Source organism: Streptomyces sp. NPDC048560 (assembly GCF_040650955.1).
Lineage (GTDB): Bacteria > Actinomycetota > Actinomycetes > Streptomycetales > Streptomycetaceae > Streptomyces.
Genome location: NZ_JBEZIJ010000013.1, coordinates 72941 through 92533 on the forward strand (window position 1 = coordinate 72941; position 19593 = coordinate 92533).

15 protein-coding genes and 1 tRNA gene are annotated in these 19593 nt (G+C 72.3%); 6 read left to right on the forward strand and 10 right to left on the reverse strand.

Annotated features, from left to right (window positions below; all coding sequences use genetic code 11):
* Positions 1–48: 48 nt before the first annotated feature.
* Positions 49–1506: an aldehyde dehydrogenase family protein gene (locus AB0C82_RS30385; RefSeq protein WP_362848151.1), complete on the reverse strand. Its 1458-nt coding sequence runs from the start codon at positions 1504–1506 to the stop codon at positions 49–51.
* 64 nt (positions 1507–1570) lie between these two features.
* A complete protein-coding gene (locus AB0C82_RS30390; RefSeq protein ID WP_173313818.1) occupies positions 1571–2452 on the reverse strand; it encodes a helix-turn-helix transcriptional regulator in 882 nt (293 codons plus the stop codon).
* Between the two features lie 342 nt (positions 2453–2794).
* Between AB0C82_RS30390 and AB0C82_RS30395 the strand changes: the two genes are divergently transcribed.
* Entirely contained in the window at positions 2795–3310 is a 516-nt protein-coding gene (locus AB0C82_RS30395) for an ATP-binding protein (protein WP_362848581.1), read from the forward strand.
* Positions 3311–3406: 96 nt separating this feature from the next.
* Here AB0C82_RS30395 and AB0C82_RS30400 read toward each other — a convergent pair whose 3' ends face one another.
* A complete protein-coding gene (locus AB0C82_RS30400) occupies positions 3407–3649 on the reverse strand; it encodes a DUF397 domain-containing protein (protein WP_099173559.1) in 243 nt (80 codons plus the stop codon).
* A gap of 253 nt (positions 3650–3902) precedes the next feature.
* Here AB0C82_RS30400 and AB0C82_RS30405 point away from each other — a divergent pair, with 253 nt between their 5' ends.
* On the forward strand, positions 3903–4427 hold the full coding sequence (locus AB0C82_RS30405; protein WP_362848155.1) for a hypothetical protein: 525 nt from the start codon (positions 3903–3905) through the stop codon (positions 4425–4427).
* 14 nt (positions 4428–4441) lie between these two features.
* Here the strand turns inward: AB0C82_RS30405 and AB0C82_RS30410 are convergent, their stop codons facing one another.
* Positions 4442–6595: an FUSC family protein gene (locus AB0C82_RS30410; protein WP_362848157.1), complete on the reverse strand. Its 2154-nt coding sequence runs from the start codon at positions 6593–6595 to the stop codon at positions 4442–4444.
* Positions 6596–6713: 118 nt separating this feature from the next.
* Positions 6714–7904, reverse strand: a complete 1191-nt coding sequence (locus tag AB0C82_RS30415; RefSeq protein ID WP_362848159.1) for a DUF2786 domain-containing protein — start codon at positions 7902–7904, stop codon at positions 6714–6716.
* Between the two features lie 141 nt (positions 7905–8045).
* Here AB0C82_RS30415 and AB0C82_RS30420 point away from each other — a divergent pair, with 141 nt between their 5' ends.
* Positions 8046–9755, forward strand: coding sequence for a bifunctional 3'-5' exonuclease/DNA polymerase (locus AB0C82_RS30420; protein WP_362848162.1), 1710 nt, complete (start codon positions 8046–8048; stop codon positions 9753–9755).
* A gap of 183 nt (positions 9756–9938) precedes the next feature.
* Here AB0C82_RS30420 and AB0C82_RS30425 read toward each other — a convergent pair whose 3' ends face one another.
* Both AB0C82_RS30425 and AB0C82_RS30430 read right to left on the reverse strand, forming a co-directional pair.
* A complete protein-coding gene (locus AB0C82_RS30425; protein ID WP_362848165.1) occupies positions 9939–10793 on the reverse strand; it encodes a carbohydrate-binding protein in 855 nt (284 codons plus the stop codon).
* An 84-nt stretch (positions 10794–10877) separates the two neighbouring features.
* Positions 10878–12254, reverse strand: coding sequence for a carbohydrate-binding protein (locus AB0C82_RS30430; RefSeq protein WP_362848168.1), 1377 nt, complete (start codon positions 12252–12254; stop codon positions 10878–10880).
* 264 nt (positions 12255–12518) lie between these two features.
* Here AB0C82_RS30430 and AB0C82_RS30435 point away from each other — a divergent pair, with 264 nt between their 5' ends.
* The 3 genes from AB0C82_RS30435 to AB0C82_RS30445 all read left to right on the forward strand — a co-directional run bounded on the left by AB0C82_RS30435 (position 12519) and on the right by AB0C82_RS30445 (position 16770).
* Positions 12519–13202, forward strand: a complete 684-nt coding sequence (locus tag AB0C82_RS30435; RefSeq protein WP_362848171.1) for a phosphotransferase — start codon at positions 12519–12521, stop codon at positions 13200–13202.
* 329 nt (positions 13203–13531) lie between these two features.
* A complete protein-coding gene (locus tag AB0C82_RS30440) occupies positions 13532–14284 on the forward strand; it encodes an ABC transporter ATP-binding protein (protein ID WP_362848174.1) in 753 nt (250 codons plus the stop codon).
* Positions 14278–16770, forward strand: a complete 2493-nt coding sequence (locus tag AB0C82_RS30445) for an FtsX-like permease family protein (RefSeq protein ID WP_362848177.1) — start codon at positions 14278–14280, stop codon at positions 16768–16770. Before AB0C82_RS30440 ends, AB0C82_RS30445 begins: the two co-directional genes overlap by 7 nt.
* 15 nt (positions 16771–16785) lie before the next feature.
* Here AB0C82_RS30445 and AB0C82_RS30450 read toward each other — a convergent pair whose 3' ends face one another.
* The 3 genes from AB0C82_RS30450 to AB0C82_RS30460 all read right to left on the reverse strand — a co-directional run bounded on the left by AB0C82_RS30450 (position 16786) and on the right by AB0C82_RS30460 (position 19563).
* Positions 16786–17631 (reverse strand): sulfurtransferase, encoded by an 846-nt coding sequence (locus AB0C82_RS30450; RefSeq protein WP_362848180.1) that lies wholly within the window; start codon positions 17629–17631, stop codon positions 16786–16788.
* A 94-nt stretch (positions 17632–17725) separates the two neighbouring features.
* A tRNA-Thr gene (locus AB0C82_RS30455) sits at positions 17726–17799 on the reverse strand.
* Positions 17800–18030: 231 nt separating this feature from the next.
* On the reverse strand, positions 18031–19563 hold the full coding sequence (locus AB0C82_RS30460) for an alpha/beta hydrolase (protein WP_362848183.1): 1533 nt from the start codon (positions 19561–19563) through the stop codon (positions 18031–18033).
* Positions 19564–19593: the final 30 nt, after the last annotated feature.

A 19593-nucleotide genomic window follows, 5' to 3' on the forward strand; every position in this document is an offset into this window, starting at 1 on the left:
GCACGACGTGAGGCGCCGGGCTCCGGACACGGAACGCCAGATGCCCCCTCAGAAGGGGAAGTGCGTCCGTCCGTGCTGGATGGACATCCACTTCTGCGTCGTGAACGCCTCCACCGCGGCCTCGCCGTTCAGCCGCCCCATCCCGGACATCTTCTCGCCGCCGAACGCCACGAGCGGGTCGTCCTGGACGGTGGAGTCGTTGACGTGGAACATCCCGCTGACGATGCGCCGAGCGAAGCGCACACCGCGCTCCACGTCCCCCGTGTGCACGGCGCCGCTCAGTCCGTACGGGCTGTCGTTGACGATCCGCACGGCCTCGTCCTCGCCCTCGAACGGCACCAGCAGCGCCACCGGGCCGAAGATCTCCTGCACCAGCAGCGGGGAGTCCTCCGACAGCCCGGCCAGCACGGTCGGCTCGACGAGGTTGCCCCGCGTACGGCCCCGTACCAGCGCCGTGGCTCCGTCGGCGATCGCCTGGTCGACCAGGGCCGTCAGGGAGTCCGCCTGGAAGGCGCTGATCACCGGCCCTATGCGGGTGTCCGGATCCCGGGGGTCACCGGTCCTGAGACCAGCCACCGCGGCGGTGAAGCGCTCGGTGAACTCGGCCTCGACCGGCCGGTCCACCAGGATGCGGTTGGCGGCCATGCTGACCTGTCCCTGGTACAGGAACCGGCTGAACACGGCGGCCTCGACCGCGTAGTCGATGTCCGCGTCCTCCAGCACCACCAGGGCGCTGTTGCCGCTGAGTTCGAGGATGACCCGTTTGAACAGACCGCTCGCCGTCGCGGCGATGTGGCGGCCGACGCGGTCGGATCCGGTGAACGAGATCACCTTGGGCACGGGGTGCGCGATGAACGCGTCGCCTATCTCCGCGCTGTCCGTGACGACCACGTTGAGCAGCCCGGCCGGAAGTCCGGCCTCCTCGAAGATCCTGGCCACCAGGGCGCCGCCGACGATGGGCGCGTTCTGATGGGGCTTGACGACGACCGCGTTACCGAGGGCCAGGGCGGGCGCCACGGACTTCATGGTCACCAGGAAGGGGAAGTTGAAGGCGGAGATCACGCCGATGACCCCGACGGGCACCCGGTGGAGGCGGTTCTCCTTGCCGTCCACCGGTGAGGGCAGCAGCCGGCTCATGGGACGCAGCGCCTGGCCGGCGGCGGCGCGCAGGAACTCCTGACAGACGCCGACCTCGTACTCCGCTTTGAAGCGGGTGCCGCCCAGCTCGTCGACGATCGTCTCGACGATCGCGTCGGCGCGCTCCTCGATGATCTCCACGGCGCGGCTCAGGACGGCACGGCGTGCGTACCCACCGGATTCGGCCCAGGCCCGCTGCGCGCGTTCGGCGGCGCGGTAGGCCCTGTCCACCTCCAGTGAGGTGGCGACGGTGATCGAGCTCAGCTTCTCGCCGTTGTAGGGATTGATATCGATGATGTCCCACGAGCCGCTGCCGGTCAGCCACTCGCCGTCGATGTACTGGTGGGCCAGTTCATTGAAGTAGGACATGCAATCCCTTACTGCAGACGCAGACTGCCCGGTACGGCTGATACGACGTCATCGTACTGATAAATCACGTCAGTTGAAGAAGACCGCGAAGCAGATCGCGACTCTCCTCGGGGCCGGGACTGTCCTCCTGGAGCCGAATCATGGCCTTTTCGTACTGGGCGACTTCCTCGGCCTTGTCCAGATAAAGCGCACTTGTCAGCTGCTCCAGATAGACCAGGTCCGACAGATCGGATTCCGGGAATCGCAGCATCGTGAAAGCGCCGCTCTCTCCCGCATGGCCACCGAAACTGAAGGGCATCACCTGGAGCGTGATGTTCGGCTGCTCCGACATATCGATCAGATGCCGCAATTGCGCACGCATCACCTCGCGCTCGCCGTACGGGCGGCGCAGCGCCGCCTCGTCGAGCACGGCATGGAAGCGGGGGGCCCGCTCGGAGACGAGCGCCTTCTGCCGCTCCAGGCGCAGCGCGACCCGGCGGTCGATCTCGGCCGCGGGGGCGCCGCGCATACCCCGGGAGACCACGGCATGGGCGTACGCCTCGGTCTGCAACAGGCCGTGGACGAACTGCACTTCATAGATCCGGATGAGCGAAGCCGCTCCCTCCAGACCGATGTACGTCTGGAACCAGCCGGGCAGCACGTCGCCGAAACTGTGCCACCAGCCCGCCACGTTGGCCTCACGGGCCAGTCCGAGGAGGGAGTCGCGCTCCACCTCGTCGGCGACGCCGTAGAGCGTGAGCAGGTCCTCGACGTCCCTGGCCTTGAAGCTCACCCGTCCCAACTCCATGCGGCTGATCTTCGATTCGGAGGCGCGGATGGAGTAGCCGGCCGCCTCACGGGTGATGCCGCGCGACTCGCGCAGGCGTCTGAGCTGAGAGCCCAGCAGGATGCGCCGCACCACAGAACCACTCGACTCGCCTGCCGGCACTGGTCCAACCCTCCCCATCGCTTCCCGGACACCAGGGTTCCCCCGAACCCCGAGTGCCGGATTCTGCCACCAAAACGCTTCAGCCCGTACTCATTCGATTACGGAAATGGGAAGACTTGCAGAAAGCTTCGAATCTGCCCAGGGGAAGAAATGAGTAAGAACCGGCACGCTGTCGGGCAGGTCCGGCGCGTGCACGTGCATCTGCCCTTGCATCTGCCCTGCGCATTCGGAACCATGGCCCTCGCGCACCTGCGTGCTCGTTCGTGTTGTGCCGCTGTACCCCCCGCAGTACCGCTACAGGCAGTGCCGCTACAGCCGCGAATCCCGGGAGTGCCTCGCATGGGGACGAATGGATCGACGATGCTCGAGCCGTTACGGCAGGGGCTTCCACCAACCGACCCCTCGGCCGTCGCCGGGTCGGCCTCCTGCACGTTGCCGGCCCGCTACGAAGCGGTGGGCGGGGCACGGCAGTTCACCAGGAAGACGCTCACCCAGTGGGAGCTGACGGAGCGGTTCGACGACGTCGCCCTGGTCGTCTCCGAACTCGTCACCAACGCCCTGCGCCACGCCCTGCCGGCGGATGCCGCCCGGGACCCGCAGGACCCGCCCGTGCGGCTCCACCTGATGCACTGGACGTCACGCCTGGTGTGCGCGGTGCGCGATCCCAGCCGGAGCGGACCGGTGGCCGGCCAGGCGGCAGACTCGGCGGAATCCGGCCGCGGCCTGTTCCTCGTGGAGTCCTTCAGCGACTCGTGGGGCTGGCACCCCTCCCCCGTACTCGCCGGGGAGCAGCTGCCCGCGGGCGCACTGCGCGGCAAGGTCGTCTGGGCACTGTTCAGGCTGCCGGACGGTACGGCGGCCGACGACGGGCGGTGAACGGCTGCGCGCCGACGCGCGTAGACCTCGCGGTCGGCGGTGGCGCGGAAGGCCGTGCGGGCGGGCGCGGCCGGCCGCACGCGTCCGGGGGCGTGGTCAGGCGCCCGCCGCCAGGTGGTCGAACTCCCCGTCCTTGACGCCGAGCAGCAACGCCTCTATCTCGGCCGGCGTATAGACCAGGGCGGGCCCGTCGGGGTGGCGTGAGTTCCGCATCGCCACATTCCCTCCGGGCAGTTTCGCGAACTCCACGCAGGAGCCCTGGGAGTTGCTGTGTCTGCTCTTCTGCCAGACGACTCCGCGAAGCTCTGTGGCCGCCATGCCGTTGTACACGTGGTGCACAGGACGCTCCCCGATTTGCAAGGTGCAAGTGTCAACTAGCTCGGATCATAGCTGTGTTCATATGCCAATGCATGAGCAGATGCACGTGCACGCGGGGTGTTCCTTTGATTACAGCTTTCCGCCCCACCCGCCCGCCCTCACGCTGAAGAGACGAACGGCACGCCTATTCGGCTCCCTGATAAGGGAGTTGCTTCTTCCCGCGCTGGTAGTTCGGCGCGGTCTTTCGACCGGAAACCAACAGGGGGAGGTCCGCATGGACAGGTTTGTACGTACCGGAGCCGTGGTCGCCGCGAGCCTTGTGGCCACACTCGCACTGACGGCCTGCGGCAGTGACGGGGACGGTGACGGCGGCCGGAAGGGCGGCCCGGGCAAGGGATCCATCTCCGGTGCGGATTCCGGCTCCGATTCCGATTCCGGTTCCGGTTCCGTCTCGGGATCGGGTCCGGGTCCGGCCGGGAAGCCCGGTGCCGGTGCGTCGAAGCTCGAAGGCACCTGGGCGGGGCTCACCGACGGAAAGGCCGTCATGCTGTCCGTCGCCTCCGGCAAGGTCGCGCTCGTCGCCGAGCAGGACGTCTGTCAGGGCGACGTGAAGGACCAGGGCAAGGTGCTGCTGACGCTGAAGTGCGCCGACGGCGGCACCGAGCGCACCACGGGGTCCGTCGAGTCCGACGACGGCACCACCGTCGTCGTCTCGTGGGACGCCGGGATCCAGGACACACTCACCAGGACCGACGGCGCGACACCGCCCCCCGGGCTGCCGACCCTGCCGACCCCCTGACGACCGCGGTGCGCTCAGGGCCCCGGCGTGCGACTGCCGTCGTCCCGGGTGGCCGGCGCGTCGAGGCTCCGGGAGAACTCCTCCAGCGCTTCCAGGAGCAGGCCCGCCCCCTCACGCACGACGGGGGCGGCCACCGGGGCGGGGCCCGCCCCGGTGGAGTCCTCTCCCGTCACGGCGTGCGAGCCCGACTCCGCGCCGTCCCAGTGCGCCACCGTCTCGCGCACCGCTTCCCACTCCGGTACGCGGCGTTCCCGTACCGCCTTCGCCCCCTTCTCGGTCGACCTGCGCAGGGCGGCGGCCAGCTCGGCCGCCCCCGGTACGGGGGCGGCCGAGCCCGTCGGCAGGTGCGCCTCCAGCACCATCGCCACCCTGCCGAGCCGCGCCAGCGCGTGCTGGGCGTCGTCTGCGGCCGAGCGGGAGATACCCCGGTGGCGTACGGGCTCGTGCTGTGCGGTCGCCAGCGCCTCCTGCCAGGCGACCCTGGCCTCCCGGGTGGCCAGCAGGGCGTTGCGCACGTCCTCGTTGCTCCGTGACTCCGGATCCGCGTACTGGTCGACGACCGTGGCCGCGTAGCGTCCGTCCGATGTCAGCCAGTCGGCGAGGCGGTTGCGCAGCCGGGGCGTCTCCCAGGCCGGGTAGACGGCGTACGCCGCCATCGCGAGGATGCCGCCCGCGAAGGTCAGACCGACGCGCTCGGTGACGGTCTGGGACCAGTCGTCGCCCGCCATGCCCAGCAGGAAGACGACGTAGGCGGAGACACAGATCTGACTGATCACGTAGCCGGTGCGCATCAGCAGGTACATCAGCAGGGCGCAGAGCACCGAGAGGACGGCCAGGAGCGTGGTGCCCGGGTGGGCGGCCTGCACGATGACGCCCGCGAAGGCGACCCCGACGACCGTGCCGCCGAAACGGGCCACGGAACGGGAGTACGTCTGCGAGAAGTCCGGACGCATCACCATGACGGCGACCATCGGCGCCCAGTAGCCGTGGCCGAAGGGCAGGGCCGCACCGAGCAGGTAGCTCGCCGCGACGACCGCCGAGAGCCGGATGGCGTGGCGCAGGATCGGTGAACCGCGCCGCACCTCGCGGCGCATCGACCTCAGTACGAGGGGCACCAGCCGCAGCAGTGTGGGGCGGCGGCGGTGCGGGGCGTCGGGGACGGCGGACGCCCCCTCGTCCGTGCCCCCGCCCTCGGCGATCTCGATGACGTCGTCGAGCAGGGCGGTGAGCCGGTCGGCGGCGCGGCGCGGCGGGCCGGTGAAGATGACCTCGGTGTCGGGGGTCCTGAGCGCGGCGAGTGCGGGCGCGGGAAGCCGCACCGGGTCACCGTGGCGGATCGCGCGGGCCGCCGCGTCGAGCACGGAAGCGGCGGCGGCGAGCAGTTCGCGGGCCCGGTCGCGCTCCGGCCCCTCCACCGGGACGCCGAGCGCGGGGTCCGCGAGCGAGGCCAGCACCGGCCTGATCCGCTCGGCCACCCCGCGGGCCCCGTGCAGTTCGGCGGGCCTGCGGCGGGCCTGCCGGGGCGTGACGGCTGCCGCACTGCGGGCGGTCATCATCAGGACCGGGTCGAAGTCGGCCAGCGGGTCGTGGCGCAGCCGTCGGGCGTAGTCACCCACGCCCGCGAGGGCGTCGGCGAGCGCGTCGCGCTGGGCGCCCCATCTGCGTACCGGGAACAGGACGATCAGCCCGGCCTGGACCACTCCGCCGACCGCGATCATCGCCGCGTGCACGGCTGCCTCGGCGACGGATGTGGGCAGGGTGACCGTCACCAGCATGATCGCGACGTTGGACGAGGCGATGATGCCGCCGGTCGGCCCCGCCGCCCAGGCCAGACCCGCCACGAACGTCCAGAGCACGAGCACGGCGACGAACAGGGCGGTGTGCGAGACGGTGAGGTAGCCGATGAACGTCGAGGCGGCGAGGCTGGCACCGGAGACCAGGGCGAGGACGGGCCTGGGCCGCCAGCTGCGCTGGAAGGTGGCGATGGCCGCCTGGTAGGCACCGAAAGCGGAGCTGGCGGCGATCACGGGCCCGAAGAGGGCGAGGCTCGTGCCGAGGACGAGCGCGAGACCGGCGGCCCCACGGATCGCGATGAGCGGTTCGAGGCGCCGCCGCTCGACCGCCAGCCCCGAGCGGGCGGTCTCCTTCAGCGCCCGGAGCCAGCTCATGGGCCGAGCCTAGCCGTAATCCGACAAAGTCGACTTAAGGGATGCAAGGGCGCTCAAGGGCTTCGGATACCGGACAGCCTGCCATCCGCTCGGCGGTCCCAGGCCGCCCGCTCCCCGCTCAGCGGTCGATCCCCGGGCCGCTTCCTCCCATGCGGGCCCGGTCGGCGGCCGCCGTGCCGTGGGTCCAGCCGTCGATGTCCGTGGCGCCCCGCACCCGGGTGGTGGTCGTCTTCGGGAACATCCGCTCCGCCGCGTCCGTGACCGCGACGTCCCTGGCCGCCAGGACCGGCAGCAGGCTGCCCGGAGCGGCGTGTTCCGCGCCGCCCGCGATGTCGTCCGCGGCGCCGCCCGCGTCGGCCGCGGCGGTGACCCGGGCCGTGTCGGACGCGAGACGGCTGCCGAGCCGCTGGGCGTACGCCATCAGGAACGACTGCCGGAACGCCTTGGTCCGCTTGCGTCCGCCGGCTCGCTGGCCGGCCTCGGCCTTCGTCATCGCGGACGTGCCCTGCACCAGCAGGGAGGTGAACAGCAGCTCCACGGCCTCCAGGTCCGGTTCGAAACCGACGACCGTCGAGAAGCCGGCCTCGCTGTTCCACACGGCCTGGCAGCGGTTCGCGGTGGCGACGGCGTCGAGCAGGATCGCCTTCGCCGTCTCGTACGGGGCGTCGACCCCGATCCGGCACGCGCCCGGCGTCTCGTCGCTGTGGGTCCTGGCGGCGAGGAGGGCCTCGTCGATGCTGTGCCGGGCCATCAGTTCCTGCGCCTTGGTGGTGAGCGCCTCGGCCTCCTCGGGGAAGCCGGTGCCCTCCGCCTTCGCGAGGAGGGCGCGGATGCGCGTGAGCATCCGGGACTCACCGTGGACGGGCGCCTGGTGGAGACGGTCGGCGGCGGTCCCGGGGGCCGGGCCGACGGGCTCGATGGAGGGAAGGCCCAGCAGCAGGCGGTACAGGCCGAGGAGGGCGGAGGCGTACGAGAAGCGGTCGGGCCGGTTGCGGGGTGCGGGGGCGGGCAGCGCGGCGAGCTGACCGGCCCAGCGCGGCGGGAGGTGCGGGTACCTTGCGGTCTCGGCGGTGATCAGGGCGGCCGCGAGCGCGACGGCGCTCTCGTCGAGCTCCCGGCGGACGATCCGGACGACGTCGGCGGGCTGCCAGCCGCGGGTCCAGGCGCGGCGCACGAACTCCTCGCCGCGGACGTGCACGTCGTCGTCGGCGGCGGGTGCGGCGGCGAGAAGGGAGGCGCCGGTGTCCAGGCCCGTGTCGTCGCGCGCGTACAGGGCTGCTGCGAATGCCTGGTCGATCACCGGTTCCATGAGGTCAGGGTAGGTGGGGTGCCGGGGCCCGGGAACGTGAGCCCTTCCGGCCGCCGGGCACCGGGGACCGGCCGCCTGAGCGCCGGCGGCCGGGGCCGCCGGGTCCGGTCCGTTGTCAGTGACGGGTGCCAGACTCGGACCATGACCGAACGCTGGGCTCTGGCCACGACGGAGGGCGGGGGCGCGGTGCTCGCACCGCTGGACCGGGACGGGCTGCCCGCCGGACCCGTCCACGCCGAGCCCGACCTCGTCCGGGCCGTCCGGTCACGGCCCGATGTGACGCGCTGGGTCTGGCGGTCCACCACCGAGGTCTATCCACGGCTGCTCGCGGCGGGTGTCCGGGTCGAGCGGTGCTACGACGTGGAGTGCGCCGAGCTCCTCCTGCTCGGCCACGAGGGTCGCTTCGGGGAGCCCCGCTCAGCGGCCGCCGCCTTCGCCCGCCTGCACAACGCCGCCGTACCCGCCGACCCGCCGCCCCGGTCCGCCGAACCGGGATCGCAGTCCTCCCTCTTCGAGCCGCGGTCCGGCACGGAGCTGCCGTTCGAGGCGCTGCTCGCCGTCTACGCCGAGCAGGTACGCCGTCATGACGCGGCGGAGCATCCCGGCCGGATGCGGCTGCTCACCGCGTCCGAGTCGGCCGGGATGCTCGTCGCCACCGAGATGAACAGGGCGGGGCTGCCCTGGCGGGCGGATGTCCACCGGGACCTGCTGCAGGAGCTGCTGGGCGAGCGGTACGCGGGCGGCGGGGAGCCCCGCAGGCTGGCCGAGCTGGCGGACGAGGTGTCGGCGGCCTTCGGCAGACGGGTACGGCCCGATCTTCCCGCCGATGTGCTGAAGGCGTTCGCGCAGGCCGGGATCAGGGTGAAGTCGACCCGGCGCTGGGAGCTGGAGGAGCTGGACCACCCGGCCGTCGAGCCGCTGATCGCGTACAAGAAGCTGTACCGCATCTGGACGGCGCACGGCTGGAGCTGGCTCCAGGACTGGGTGCGTGACGGCCGCTTCCGGCCGGAGTACCAGCCGGGCGGCACGGTCAGCGGGCGGTGGACGACCAACGGCGGCGGCGCCCTCCAGATCCCCAAGGTCATACGGCAGGCCGTCGTCGCGGACGAGGGCTGGCGGCTGGTCGTCGCCGACGCCGACCAGATGGAGCCGCGCGTCCTGGCCGCGATCTCCCGGGACCGAGGGCTGATGGAGGTGGCCGGGCATGACGGCGACCTCTACAAGGCCCTCTCCGACCGGGCGTTCCACGGTGACCGTGACCACGCGAAGATCGCCCTGCTCGGCGCGATCTACGGCCAGACGTCCGGCGACGGGCTGAAGAACCTGGCCGCGCTGCGCCGGAGGTTCCCGCAGGCCGTCGCCTATGTCGACGATGCGGCGAAGGCCGGCGAGGAGGGCCGGCTCGTACGGACCTGGCTGGGCCGGACTTGCCCGCCTGCCGCCGGGGCCGGTGAGGCCGAGGAGGCGGGCATTCCGCAGGAGCCCGGTGAGACACCGGGCGGGGGCGGGGATGCGGGCGACACCGAACTCACCCCTGGCTACGCCTCGTCGAACGCCCGGGCGCGAGGCCGCTTCACCCGGAACTTCGTGGTGCAGGGCAGCGCCGCCGACTGGGCCCTGCTGCTGCTCGCGGCGCTGCGGCGGACCCTCGCCGCGGAACGGCTTCGAGCCGAGCTGGTCTTCTTCCAGCACGACGAGGTGATCGTGCACTGCCCCGCCGAGGAGGCGGAGCGCGTGGTGGAGGCGATCCGGGCGGCCGGGGAACTGGCCGGGCGGACCGCCTTCGGTGAGACACCGGTGCGGTTCCCCTTCACGACGGCGGTCGTGGAGCGGTACTCGGAAGCCAAATGAGGCCGGGTGACTGACGACGCGTGCGGGTGCGCTGTCTCACCGCCGGAGGCACCGTCCGGCGGCGACCCGGACGCGCCCGACGAGCCCGGGCGCGCTCCCGGCGGCGCGGCAAAGGGTCCCGCCCACGCGGCTGACCGCGCGGACGGAACCCTTCGAGGCGGTGGTGCGCGCCTGCTGCCGCGTCTACCCGCGCTCCCACAGCGCGGGGACCCGGGGCGGTTCCCAGCCGGTCATGGCCAGGTGGCCCTGCAGACAGCGGTACGCGACCCCGCCGTAGGTGACGCGGTCTCCCGCGCGGTAGGTGATCCCGGCAGCCCATGTGCCGCCGGGAGGATCGGTGGGCGGGTCGGTGGGCGGATCAGTGGGTCCGGGGGTCTGGGCGATGTCGAGGACGAAGTCGAAGGAGCCCTGGCGGCCGGGGCCGGCGGTCCGCACGTCCATCAGCAGGGCGGGGTCGAAGAGGGCGTCGGTGGAGTTGCGCGGTTCGCCCGGGAAGTACAGCTGGGTGGTGAGCACCGGGCGGCCGGGCGCCTGCGCCTTCACGTGGATGTGCCTGGTGCGCCCGGGGTAGAGCCCGGCCACGACCGTGGTGAGGGTGAAGGCCCCGTTCGCGTCGGTGAACTGGTGACCGCGGAACGCGTAACCCGCCATGTCGTAGGCCCCGTTGGCATCGGCCTGCCAGAAGTCGAGGAGCACTCCCGGGACAGGCCGGCAGGCCCGGCCGAAGACGTAACCGCTGACGGTCAGCGGCACGCCGGGGGTCCCCGCCGTCACCAGGCTCGTGCGGCGCGGGGAGTGGGGCCTGAAGTACGGGCCCTCCATCTGCGGCGGCGTCGGGTCGTCCCCGTCGTCGCAGGCGGGGGTGAGGGCGAGCGGCCGGCCCCCGGAGCCGGTGTCACGGGCGAGGGCGACGCCTCCTCCGGCGAGCAGGGGGACGGCGCTCGCGGCGATCGCGGCCTTCAGGAGGCTCTTGCGGCTGATCCGGCTGTCACGGGAGGCGAACGCGTCCGGTGGGCCGTCGCCTGCTGCTGGGGTCATGGCGTATTCCTCGGATCGGATGGTGAGGAGGTACGGAGTGGTGGTGCGGGGTGCGGGTACGGATTCGGACGAGCGGGGCGGTCGTCAGACCCGTTGCCACAGCGCCGGTACGTTGGGCGGCTGCCAGCCCGGCTGGGCCGTGTGGCCCTGGAGGCAGCGGTAGGTCGCTCCGCCGTACGTCACCGTGGCACCGGCGGCGTACGTCGTGCCCGCGGCCCAGGTGCCACCGGGCTCGGTCGGCGGGTCCGTCGGGGTGGTGGGCGGATCCGTCGGTGTGCCGCTGGTCATCAGGGTCAGCCCGTAGACCTGGAGCGCGGCGTTCACGGGCTGGAAGTACGTCGTACCGCCGGACGAGCAGTTGCCGGAGCCGCCCGAGGTGACGCCCTGCGCCTGGCTGCCGGAGAGGAACGAGCCGCCGGAGTCGCCGGGTTCGGCGCACACGCTGGTGCGGGTCACCGGCGAGATGGTGCCCTCGGGGTAGGTGACGCTGGTGTTGCGCTGCTGGATGGTGCCGCAGTGCCAGCCGGTCGTCGATCCGGAACGGCAGACCGAGGCCCCTTCGAGCATTTCGGTGGACCCGGTGACGGTCACGTCACCCCTGCCGTAGCCGTTCACCAGGGGGCGCGGCGTCCAGTTGGCGTTCGTGGCGACCCAGGCGTAGTCACGGCCGGGGAAGGTGGATGCCTGGAAGGAGCCCTGCGCCTGCTGGTTGGAGCCCGTGGTGGTCGTACCGGCCCTGCCGCAGTGGCCTGCGGTGACGAAGCCGTTCTGCGTACCGCGCCTGACGGGGAATCCGATGGAACAGCGGCCCGATCCGTTCATGTAGTACGCGTCGCCGCCGCGCAGGTCCGCGAGGGCGCGGGGCCGTTCGGTGGACCGGTTGACCCGTACGAGGGAGCGGGAGACACCGGCGGTGTCGAGGAAGGCGTTCGCGGCAGAGGCGTCCGCCGCGTTGACGACGACCCGGTTGGTGCGCACGTCGACGTACCAGGACGGCACGCGCTCGGGGGTCCTGCGCTGCGCCGCGCTGTCCAGGGCGGCCTTGACCGCTTCGAGGCGGTCCAGGCTGTGGCCGACGACCTCGGCCTCGGCTCCCGCGGCGGTGATGCGGCCGGTCTCCGCGGCGTCGGTCGTGGCGACGGTGAGCGCGGCGCCGGCACCGCTGACCCGGGCTCCGGCGAAGCTGGCGCCGAGGGACTTCTCCAGCCCCGCGGCGACGACCGCGGCCCGGTACTCCTTGCCCACCCGGCTCCTCGCCTCCTCCTCGCTCAGACCGAGGTCGCGCCGCATGGCCTCGATCAGGCCGGGTGACACCCGCTCGGCCGCGGCTGTTGAGGGGGTGTCGGCTCCGGGCGGGTCGGCGGACGCGGTTCCGGTCAGACCCGCGAGGGCGAGCGCGCCCACCGCCGCGGTGGCGGTGCACGCGGCGAGCGCGCGTCTGCGGAGTGCGGTGATCTCCACGTAACTCTCCTTGGTGTGAGGGGATCGGGCTCCGGGGCGAGGAGTCCGGGGGGTGGGGGATTGCCGAAACCGTAGCCGCGCGCACGAACGTCCGAGGAGATCCCGTCCGCCCCCTCACGTCGCGTTATGGGGGCCACCGACGCCCTCCCGCAGCGCTCCTCCGCAGGGACCGGGCACTGCCCGTACCGTGGCCGGAACAGTTCCGCCGACCTGTGACGTGGTACGGCCTCCCCCCTCGGGCGGCGGCCCGGGTAGGTTCCCCTCATGCACACAGGCCAACCACTGGGCTCGGGACGCACCGCCGATGTGTACGCGATCGACGAGTCCTGGGTCCTGCGCCGCTACCGCGACGGCACCGACGCCACGCCCGAACTGGCCGTCATGGCCTACCTCGCCGCCACCGGATTCCCGGTCCCGCGCATAGGCCCGCCCGTCGGTCCCGCGATGCCGGTCTCCGATCTTGTGCTGCAACGGCTCACCGGTCCGACCATGGCCGAGGCCCTGTTCGCGGGCACGCTCAGCGGGCCTGAGGGCGCCGAGACGCTGGCACGGCTGCTCCGCGAACTGCACACGATCCCGCCCCGGCTGTCCCACGACCCGGACGACCGGATCCTCCACCTCGACCTGCATCCCGAGAACGTGATGCTGACGCCCCACGGGCCGATGGTGATCGACTGGAGCAACGCCTCGGAGGGGCCGCCTGAACTGGACCGGGCCATGTCGTGCCTGATCCTGGCCCAGGTATCGCTGGACCCTTCGTTTCCCGCCGGGCCCGCCCTCCAGGCCCTGCTGGGTGAACTGCTCAGCCGGCTCGCCGAGGACGGCGGCGTACCCCCCGAGGCACTCGCCCGGGCGCAACGGCTGCGGGCGGCGGACCCGTGCCAGACCCCGGACGAGCTGCGGGTACTGGACGAGGCGACCCGGCTGGTCACCTCGTCGGCCGGCTGACCGGCGCGACCCCCGCAGAGGGGCGGTACGGCCGGCACCGGCGGTTCGTCCCGTCCGGTGAGCGAGAGGCCCAGCTCCGTCAGGAGCGATCCGAAGCGCGCGGGACAGCGGTTCGCAGCGGCGGCCGAGGAGTTGGCGTACGCCCTCCGGGTCCATGGCCGTGCCGCCGCCGGCGACCCGCTGGAGCCCGTCCACGAACCCCTCCGTTCGGGGTCCGGTCCCGCTGCCGGGAGCAGTTCCGCGCGGGGTTGGGGGTAGGGCAGGCACTACCCCCAAGACTCTCCCTCGCCCTGATGTGTGGCGCGCGCGGCGGCGGTTGAGTGGTCCGCATGGAACAGCGACCAGCCACCGCCCCGCCCGCCGTGCGACTCAGCTCGGTGACCCGCTCCTTCGGGAGGTCCGCCGGCGCCGTCACCGCGCTCGACGACGTCAGCCTCACCATCCCCGCCGGAACCTTCACCGCCGTCATGGGCCCCTCCGGCTCAGGGAAGTCGACGCTGCTCCAGTGCACGGCGGGTCTGGACCGGCCCACCAGCGGCCAGATCCTCCTCGGGGACACGGACCTGACGGGTCTCAGCGAGCGGAAGTTGACGCTGCTGCGCCGCGACCGCATCGGATTCGTCTTCCAGGCGTTCAACCTGCTGCCCTCCCTGACGGCCGCACAGAACGTGGCGCTCCCCTTGCGGCTGGCGGGCCGGCGGCCCAAGCGGTCCGAGGTGCGTGACGTGCTGGAGCAGGTCGGTCTCGCCGGCCGTGCCGGTCACCGGCCCGCCGAGCTGTCCGGCGGGCAGCAGCAGCGCGTGGCCCTGGCCAGGGCCCTCGTCACGCGCCCCGAGGTGCTGTTCGGCGACGAGCCGACGGGGGCGCTCGACTCACAGACCGGGCGGGAGGTGCTGGCCCTGTTGCGCTCCATGGCCGACCGGGGCCGGACCGTGATCATGGTGACGCACGATCCGGTGGCCGCCTCGTACGCGGACCGGGTGCTGTTCCTGGCCGACGGATCGGTGCGGGACGAGCTGTACGGGCCGACCGCGGGACAGATCGCCGCCCGCATGACCGCACGGGTGGTGGCCGCGTGCTGAGCCTCGCACTGCGCTCGATGCGCACCCGCTGGGTCACGTTCGTCGGCTCGTTCATCGCCCTGGCGCTGGGCGTCGGGCTGATCGCCACCACGGGAACGGCGCTCGCGGCGACGTTCGGCGCACCGGAGCGCGGGCCGGAACGGTTCGCCGGGGCGCCGGTCGTGGTGCGGGCGTCCGACACACTGCGTATCGCGACGCCGGTCGGGGAACGCACACAGCGACTCGCCGACCCCCGGCCGGTGCCCGCCGGGCTGGCCTCCCGGCTCGCCGCTCTGGGCCGTACGGCGCAGGACCGGACGTTCCCCGTCCGGATGGCCGTCGGGGACGAGGCGCGCGTCGGCCACCCCTGGTCGATCGCCGCCGCGACCCCGTACCGCCTCTCCTCCGGCCGTGCGCCGCAGGCCCCGCACGAGATCGTCATGGCGACGGATCCCGGCAGCGGCTTCCGCGTCGGCGACCGTGTCGAGGTCGGTGTGGCCTCCCGGGACACCCCCGAGACGGTCGCCCGGAGGACCGTCGTGGGGACCGTTCCGGCCACCGGCTTCGAGAGCGCCGTGTTCTTCGACGACGCCGAGGCGGCCCGCATCTCCCCGCCGCTGGACGCGCTCGTGGTGCACGCCGACCCCACCGCCGTACGCCAGGTCGTCGCGACCGTGCCCGGCATGACCGTCCTCACCGGGGCCGACCGTCGCAGGGCCGACCCCGACCCGGACCGGGACAGCGAGGCCCTGGTGGCCGTCAACGCCATGCTGGGTACCGCGGCCGGCATCACCGGCTTCGTCTCGGTCTTCGTCGTCGCGTCGACGTTCTCCTTCACCGTGGCGCAGCGGCGGCGCGAGTTCGGGCTGCTCCGCACGGCGGGCGCGACGCCGGGTCAGGTCCGGCGCATGGTGGTCGCCGAGGCGGCCGTCATCGGTGTGCTCGCCTCGGCGACGGGCTGCCTGCTCGGTGACGCCGCGGCGCCCCGGCTCGCCTCCTGGATGACGGGTGCGGGTATCGCGCCGGAGTGGTTCGCCGTCAGTGACGTGACATGGCCGCTGCATACCGCCTTCTGGACGGGCCTGTGCGTCGCGCTGGCAGGTGTGGCGGTCTCCTCCCACCGGGCGGGGCGCATCGGCCCCACCGAAGCACTCCGCGAATCCTCCGTCGACAGCCGGACCATGCCGCTGAGCCGCCTCCTGGTGGGCTCCGCCGTCCTGCTGACCGGACCGGCTCTCCTGGCCTGGGCCCTGTTCACCGATCCGGGGGACGTACTGAAGCGGAAGACGTACATCCTCCAGCCGATGTGGCTGATCGTCGGCTTCGCGCTGTTCGCACCGCTCCTGGTCCGCCCGCTGACCCGCCTGCTGACCTGGCCGGCCGCGCGACTCCCGGGCGCCACGGGCCTGCTGGCCGGGCAGAACGCCTCCACATCGGTACGCCGCACCGCCGCCGTCGCGGCGCCGGTCCTGATCACCGTCGCCCTGGCCGTCTCGCTGCTGGGGACCGTGGCCACCGTCAACGGGGCTAAGGCCGCCGAAGCGGCGGCGCAGACCGGCGCCGACTGGGTGGTGACGGCGGACGAGGGCCGGACACTGGACCCGCGCTTCCTGGCCCGGGCCCAGGAGGTCCCGGGCGTGATCACCAGCACCTCGCGTTCCAGCGCGGTCACCGTCCTCGAAGAGGGCACCGCCCTCATCCGGTCCGATGCCAGGGCCGTCGACCCGTCCGCCCTGGCCCAGGTCGCCACCCTCCCCGTGGCCTCCGGCAGCGTCACCGATCTCGACGACGGCTCCATCGTCGTCAACGAGGAGTGGGAGACCCGGACCGTCGGGCAGCGGGTGAGCGTCTGGCTGGGCGACGGCCGCAAGGTGACGCTGCGCATCGCCGCGGTCCTGCGCGTCGGCACCGGCTCCAACGGGGTGTACGTGACCCCGAAGAACGCGGCGGGCGCCGGGATCGACCGTATCGACATCAAACTCCGTACGGGAGCCGACCGTTCGGCCACCGCCGCCCTGCTCACGAAGGCCGGACAGCCGACAGCCACCCCCGTCCTCACGAAGGACGCCTGGGTGAGCGCGCACTACCCGCGCACCGGCGGGAACACCCGCGCGGGCATGTTGCTGATCCTCGGCATCGCCCTGCTGTACACGGGCATCGCCCTCGCCAACACCTTGGTGATGGCCACGTCGGACCGGGTCCGCGACCTCGCGGTGCTACGTCTCGCCGGGGCGACGAAACCACAGGTCCTGCGAGTGGTCGCCGTCGAGGCACTGGTGGTCGTGAGCGTGGGCGCCCTTCTCGGCGGCGCTGTCGCCGCCCTGAACCTGCTGGGCGTCAAAAGCGCCCTGGAACTGCTCTCCGTGAGCTCACCGGTGCTCGTGCCCTGGGGCGCCGTGGGCGCGATCCTGGCGGCGAGCGCGGCCCTGGCCACGGTCTCCGCCGTCCTCCCGGCCCTGGCGGCCCTGCGTACGCGGCCGGTCGAACTGGCGGGAATGCGCGAGTAACCCCGCCTCAGCCCTTCACTGCCCGGTCACCACGGGCCGGTCCGGTGAGGGAAGGCCCCACTCGCTCCAGGATCCGTCGTACACGGACAGGTTCTGATAGCCCGCCAGTTCGGCGCCCAGGGCCAGTACGCAGGCGGTGACACCTGACCCACAACTGAAGACCAGCCTCTCCCGCTCCCCCGCGAGTGCCTCGAAGGCGGCCCGCAGCTCCGCGACCGGCAGCATCCGCCCCTCACGCTGAAGCTCGACGAAGGGCAGGTTCACCGCCCCGGGCATATGGCCGCCCCGCAGCCCCGCTCGCGGCTCGGGCGCCGTACCGGCGAACCGCTCCCGGGCGCGGGCGTCGAACACGACAGCACCCGGGTCGGCGAGCGCCACCAGCACCTCACCGCTCCCGACGACGAACCCCGCACGCGGCCGGGCGGTGAAGTCACCCTCCGGCACGGCGGACACCGGCCCGCCGCTCTCCAGCGGCAGTCCGGCCCCGGCCCAGGCCGGCATCCCGCCGTCGAGCACGGCGACCCGGCCGAAGCCCATCGCATGCAGCATCCACCAGGCCCTGGCGCTGGAGTAGATACCCGCACCGTCGTAGACGATCACGGTGTCGGAGTCCCGGACGCCCAGCACCCGCATCTCCCGGGCGAAGACATCCGCGCCGGGCATGGTGTGCGGCAGAGGCCCGGAGTGATCGGACAGCACCCCGTCGATGTCGAAGAGCCGAGCCCCCGGGATCCGCCGGTCCGCCTCCCGGTCCGCACCCACAGATGCATCGAGCACCACGACGCCCGGTGCGCACAGCCGCTCCGCGAGCCACTCCACCGGGACCAGCGGCCCCGGAAGGTCCGTCGAAAGCTCCACCACACCCACGCGTCTCCCCCTGGCACCCGGCCGCCGCGACGGCTCCACCCGCACGCAGAAGGCCCAGGTCGGATGTACTCCGACCTGGGCCTTTCTGAGCCGCCTTCGGGATTCGAACCCGAGACCTACGCATTACGAGTGCGTTGCTCTGGCCAACTGAGCTAAGGCGGCACGCCCTGACACACCATGGTGCGATCAGCAGCGGGCCCAAGTCTACACAGTTTCCGGGGGTGCTCCGTACCGGCCGCCTCTGGAGGCGTATCCGCAGGTCAGACGCGAGGCAGAGGCGGTCGGGGGCGGGCCAGACGCGGCTCGGACACAAGATCGGGCGCGCGTCCTGACGCCCGGCCGGAGGCGGATCAGCTCCTGGTCAGCACAGGCCGGAAACGGGCCGGTCGCCGGTCAGGAGCACTTCTTGCCGTCCGTGGGAGGCGTGCCCTCCAGGAGGTAGGTGTTGATCGCCGTGTCGATGCAGTCGCTGCCCCGGCCGTACGCCGTGTGGCCGTCTCCCTCGTAGGTGAGGAGGGTGCCCGAGGCGAGCTGGTCCGCGAGCGACTCGGCCCACTTGTACGGGGTGGCCGGGTCGCGGGTGGTGCCGACCACGACGATCGGCGCGGCGCCCTTCGCCTCGGTGCGGTGAGGGGTTCCGGTGGGGTCGGCCGGCCAGTAACCGCAGTTCAGGGCCGCCCAGGCGAAGCCCCTGCCGAACACCGGGGAAGCCTTCTCGAAGCCGGGGACGGCCTTGTGGACCGCTGCGGGGGAGTCGAAGGCCGGGGGGAGGTCGAGGCAGTTCACGGCCGCGTTGGCGAACATCAGGTTGGCGTACGAGCCGTTCGGGTCGCGCTCGTAGTAGCTGTCGGCGAGAGCCAGCAGCCCCGAGCCGTCACCGCTCTCTGCGCCCGCGAGGGCCTCACGGAGCTGTGGCCAGGCCGCCTCGTCGTACATGGCCGCGATCACACCGGTCGTGGCCAGCGACTCGGTCAGCTTCCGGCTCTCCCCGGTCGGGATCGGCTTGGCGTCCAGGTCGGTGAAGAGCTTCTTGAGCGCGGTGCCCGCCGCTTGCGTGGTCGTGGTGCCGAGAGGGCAGTCCTCCTCCTTCACACAGTCCGCGGCGAAGGACTGGAACGCCGCCTCGAAGCCCGCCGTCTGGTCCCGGTTGATGTCGATGGCGGGGAGGGACGGGTCCATCGCGCCGTCGAGGACCAGCCGGCCGGTGCGGTCCGGGAAGAGATCTGCGTACGTCGCCCCGAGGAAGGTGCCGTAGGACGCCCCGACGTAGTGCAGCTTCTCGTCGCCCAGCAGGGAGCGCAGGACGTCCATGTCGCGGGCCGTCTCGACCGTGGACACGTGCGGGAGGATTCTCGGGGAGCGCTTCTCGCAGCCGTCGGCGAACTTCTCGAAGGCCGCGCTCAGCTCGCCGACCTCTGCGTCGTCGTCGGGAGTCTGATCGACCTGGGTGTAGGCGTCCATCTCCTTGCCGGTCAGGCACTCGACGGGCTCGCTGCGGGCCACCCCCCGCGGATCGATCGCCACCATGTCGTAGCGGGCGCGGACGGGCGCCGGGTACCCGATGCCCGCGTACCCCTGGAGGTAGTCGATGGCCGACCCGCCCGGGCCGCCCGGATTCACCAGGAGCGAGCCGATCCGCTTGCCCGGCCCGGTGGCCTTCTTACGGGAGACGGCCAGCTCGATGTCCCCCTCCTCGGGGTTCGCGTAGTCCAGCGGTGCCTTCATGGTGGCGCACTGGAAACCCTCCACCCCGCACTCCCGCCAGCTCAGCTTCTGCGCGTAGTACGGCCTGAGATCCTCGGGGGCGGCGGAGGCTCCGGCGGCCGACGCACGCGTCGTCGACGATCCGCTGCTGCAGCCGGAGACGAGGAGGCCGGCAGTGCCGAGCGCGATGGCGGAGGTGCGGAGCAGGCGCCTGGTGTCCATCCCCGGAGCGTAGTCCCCGGGTGACGACTC

Bases quoted from the DNA above. Each gene is read 5' to 3' on its own strand.
- AB0C82_RS30385 (WP_362848151.1), bottom strand. From the start codon at position 1,506: ATGTCCTACTTCAATGAACTGGCCCACCAGTACATCGACGGCGAGTGG.
- AB0C82_RS30390 (WP_173313818.1), bottom strand. From the start codon at position 2,452: ATGGGGAGGGTTGGACCAGTGCCGGCAGGCGAGTCGAGTGGTTCTGTG.
- AB0C82_RS30395 (WP_362848581.1), top strand. From the start codon at position 2,795: ATGCTCGAGCCGTTACGGCAGGGGCTTCCACCAACCGACCCCTCGGCC.
- AB0C82_RS30405 (WP_362848155.1), top strand. From the start codon at position 3,903: ATGGACAGGTTTGTACGTACCGGAGCCGTGGTCGCCGCGAGCCTTGTG.
- AB0C82_RS30410 (WP_362848157.1), bottom strand. From the start codon at position 6,595: ATGAGCTGGCTCCGGGCGCTGAAGGAGACCGCCCGCTCGGGGCTGGCG.
- AB0C82_RS30415 (WP_362848159.1), bottom strand. From the start codon at position 7,904: ATGGAACCGGTGATCGACCAGGCATTCGCAGCAGCCCTGTACGCGCGC.
- AB0C82_RS30420 (WP_362848162.1), top strand. From the start codon at position 8,046: ATGACCGAACGCTGGGCTCTGGCCACGACGGAGGGCGGGGGCGCGGTG.
- AB0C82_RS30425 (WP_362848165.1), bottom strand. From the start codon at position 10,793: ATGACCCCAGCAGCAGGCGACGGCCCACCGGACGCGTTCGCCTCCCGT.
- AB0C82_RS30435 (WP_362848171.1), top strand. From the start codon at position 12,519: ATGCACACAGGCCAACCACTGGGCTCGGGACGCACCGCCGATGTGTAC.
- AB0C82_RS30440 (WP_362848174.1), top strand. From the start codon at position 13,532: ATGGAACAGCGACCAGCCACCGCCCCGCCCGCCGTGCGACTCAGCTCG.
- AB0C82_RS30460 (WP_362848183.1), bottom strand. From the start codon at position 19,563: ATGGACACCAGGCGCCTGCTCCGCACCTCCGCCATCGCGCTCGGCACT.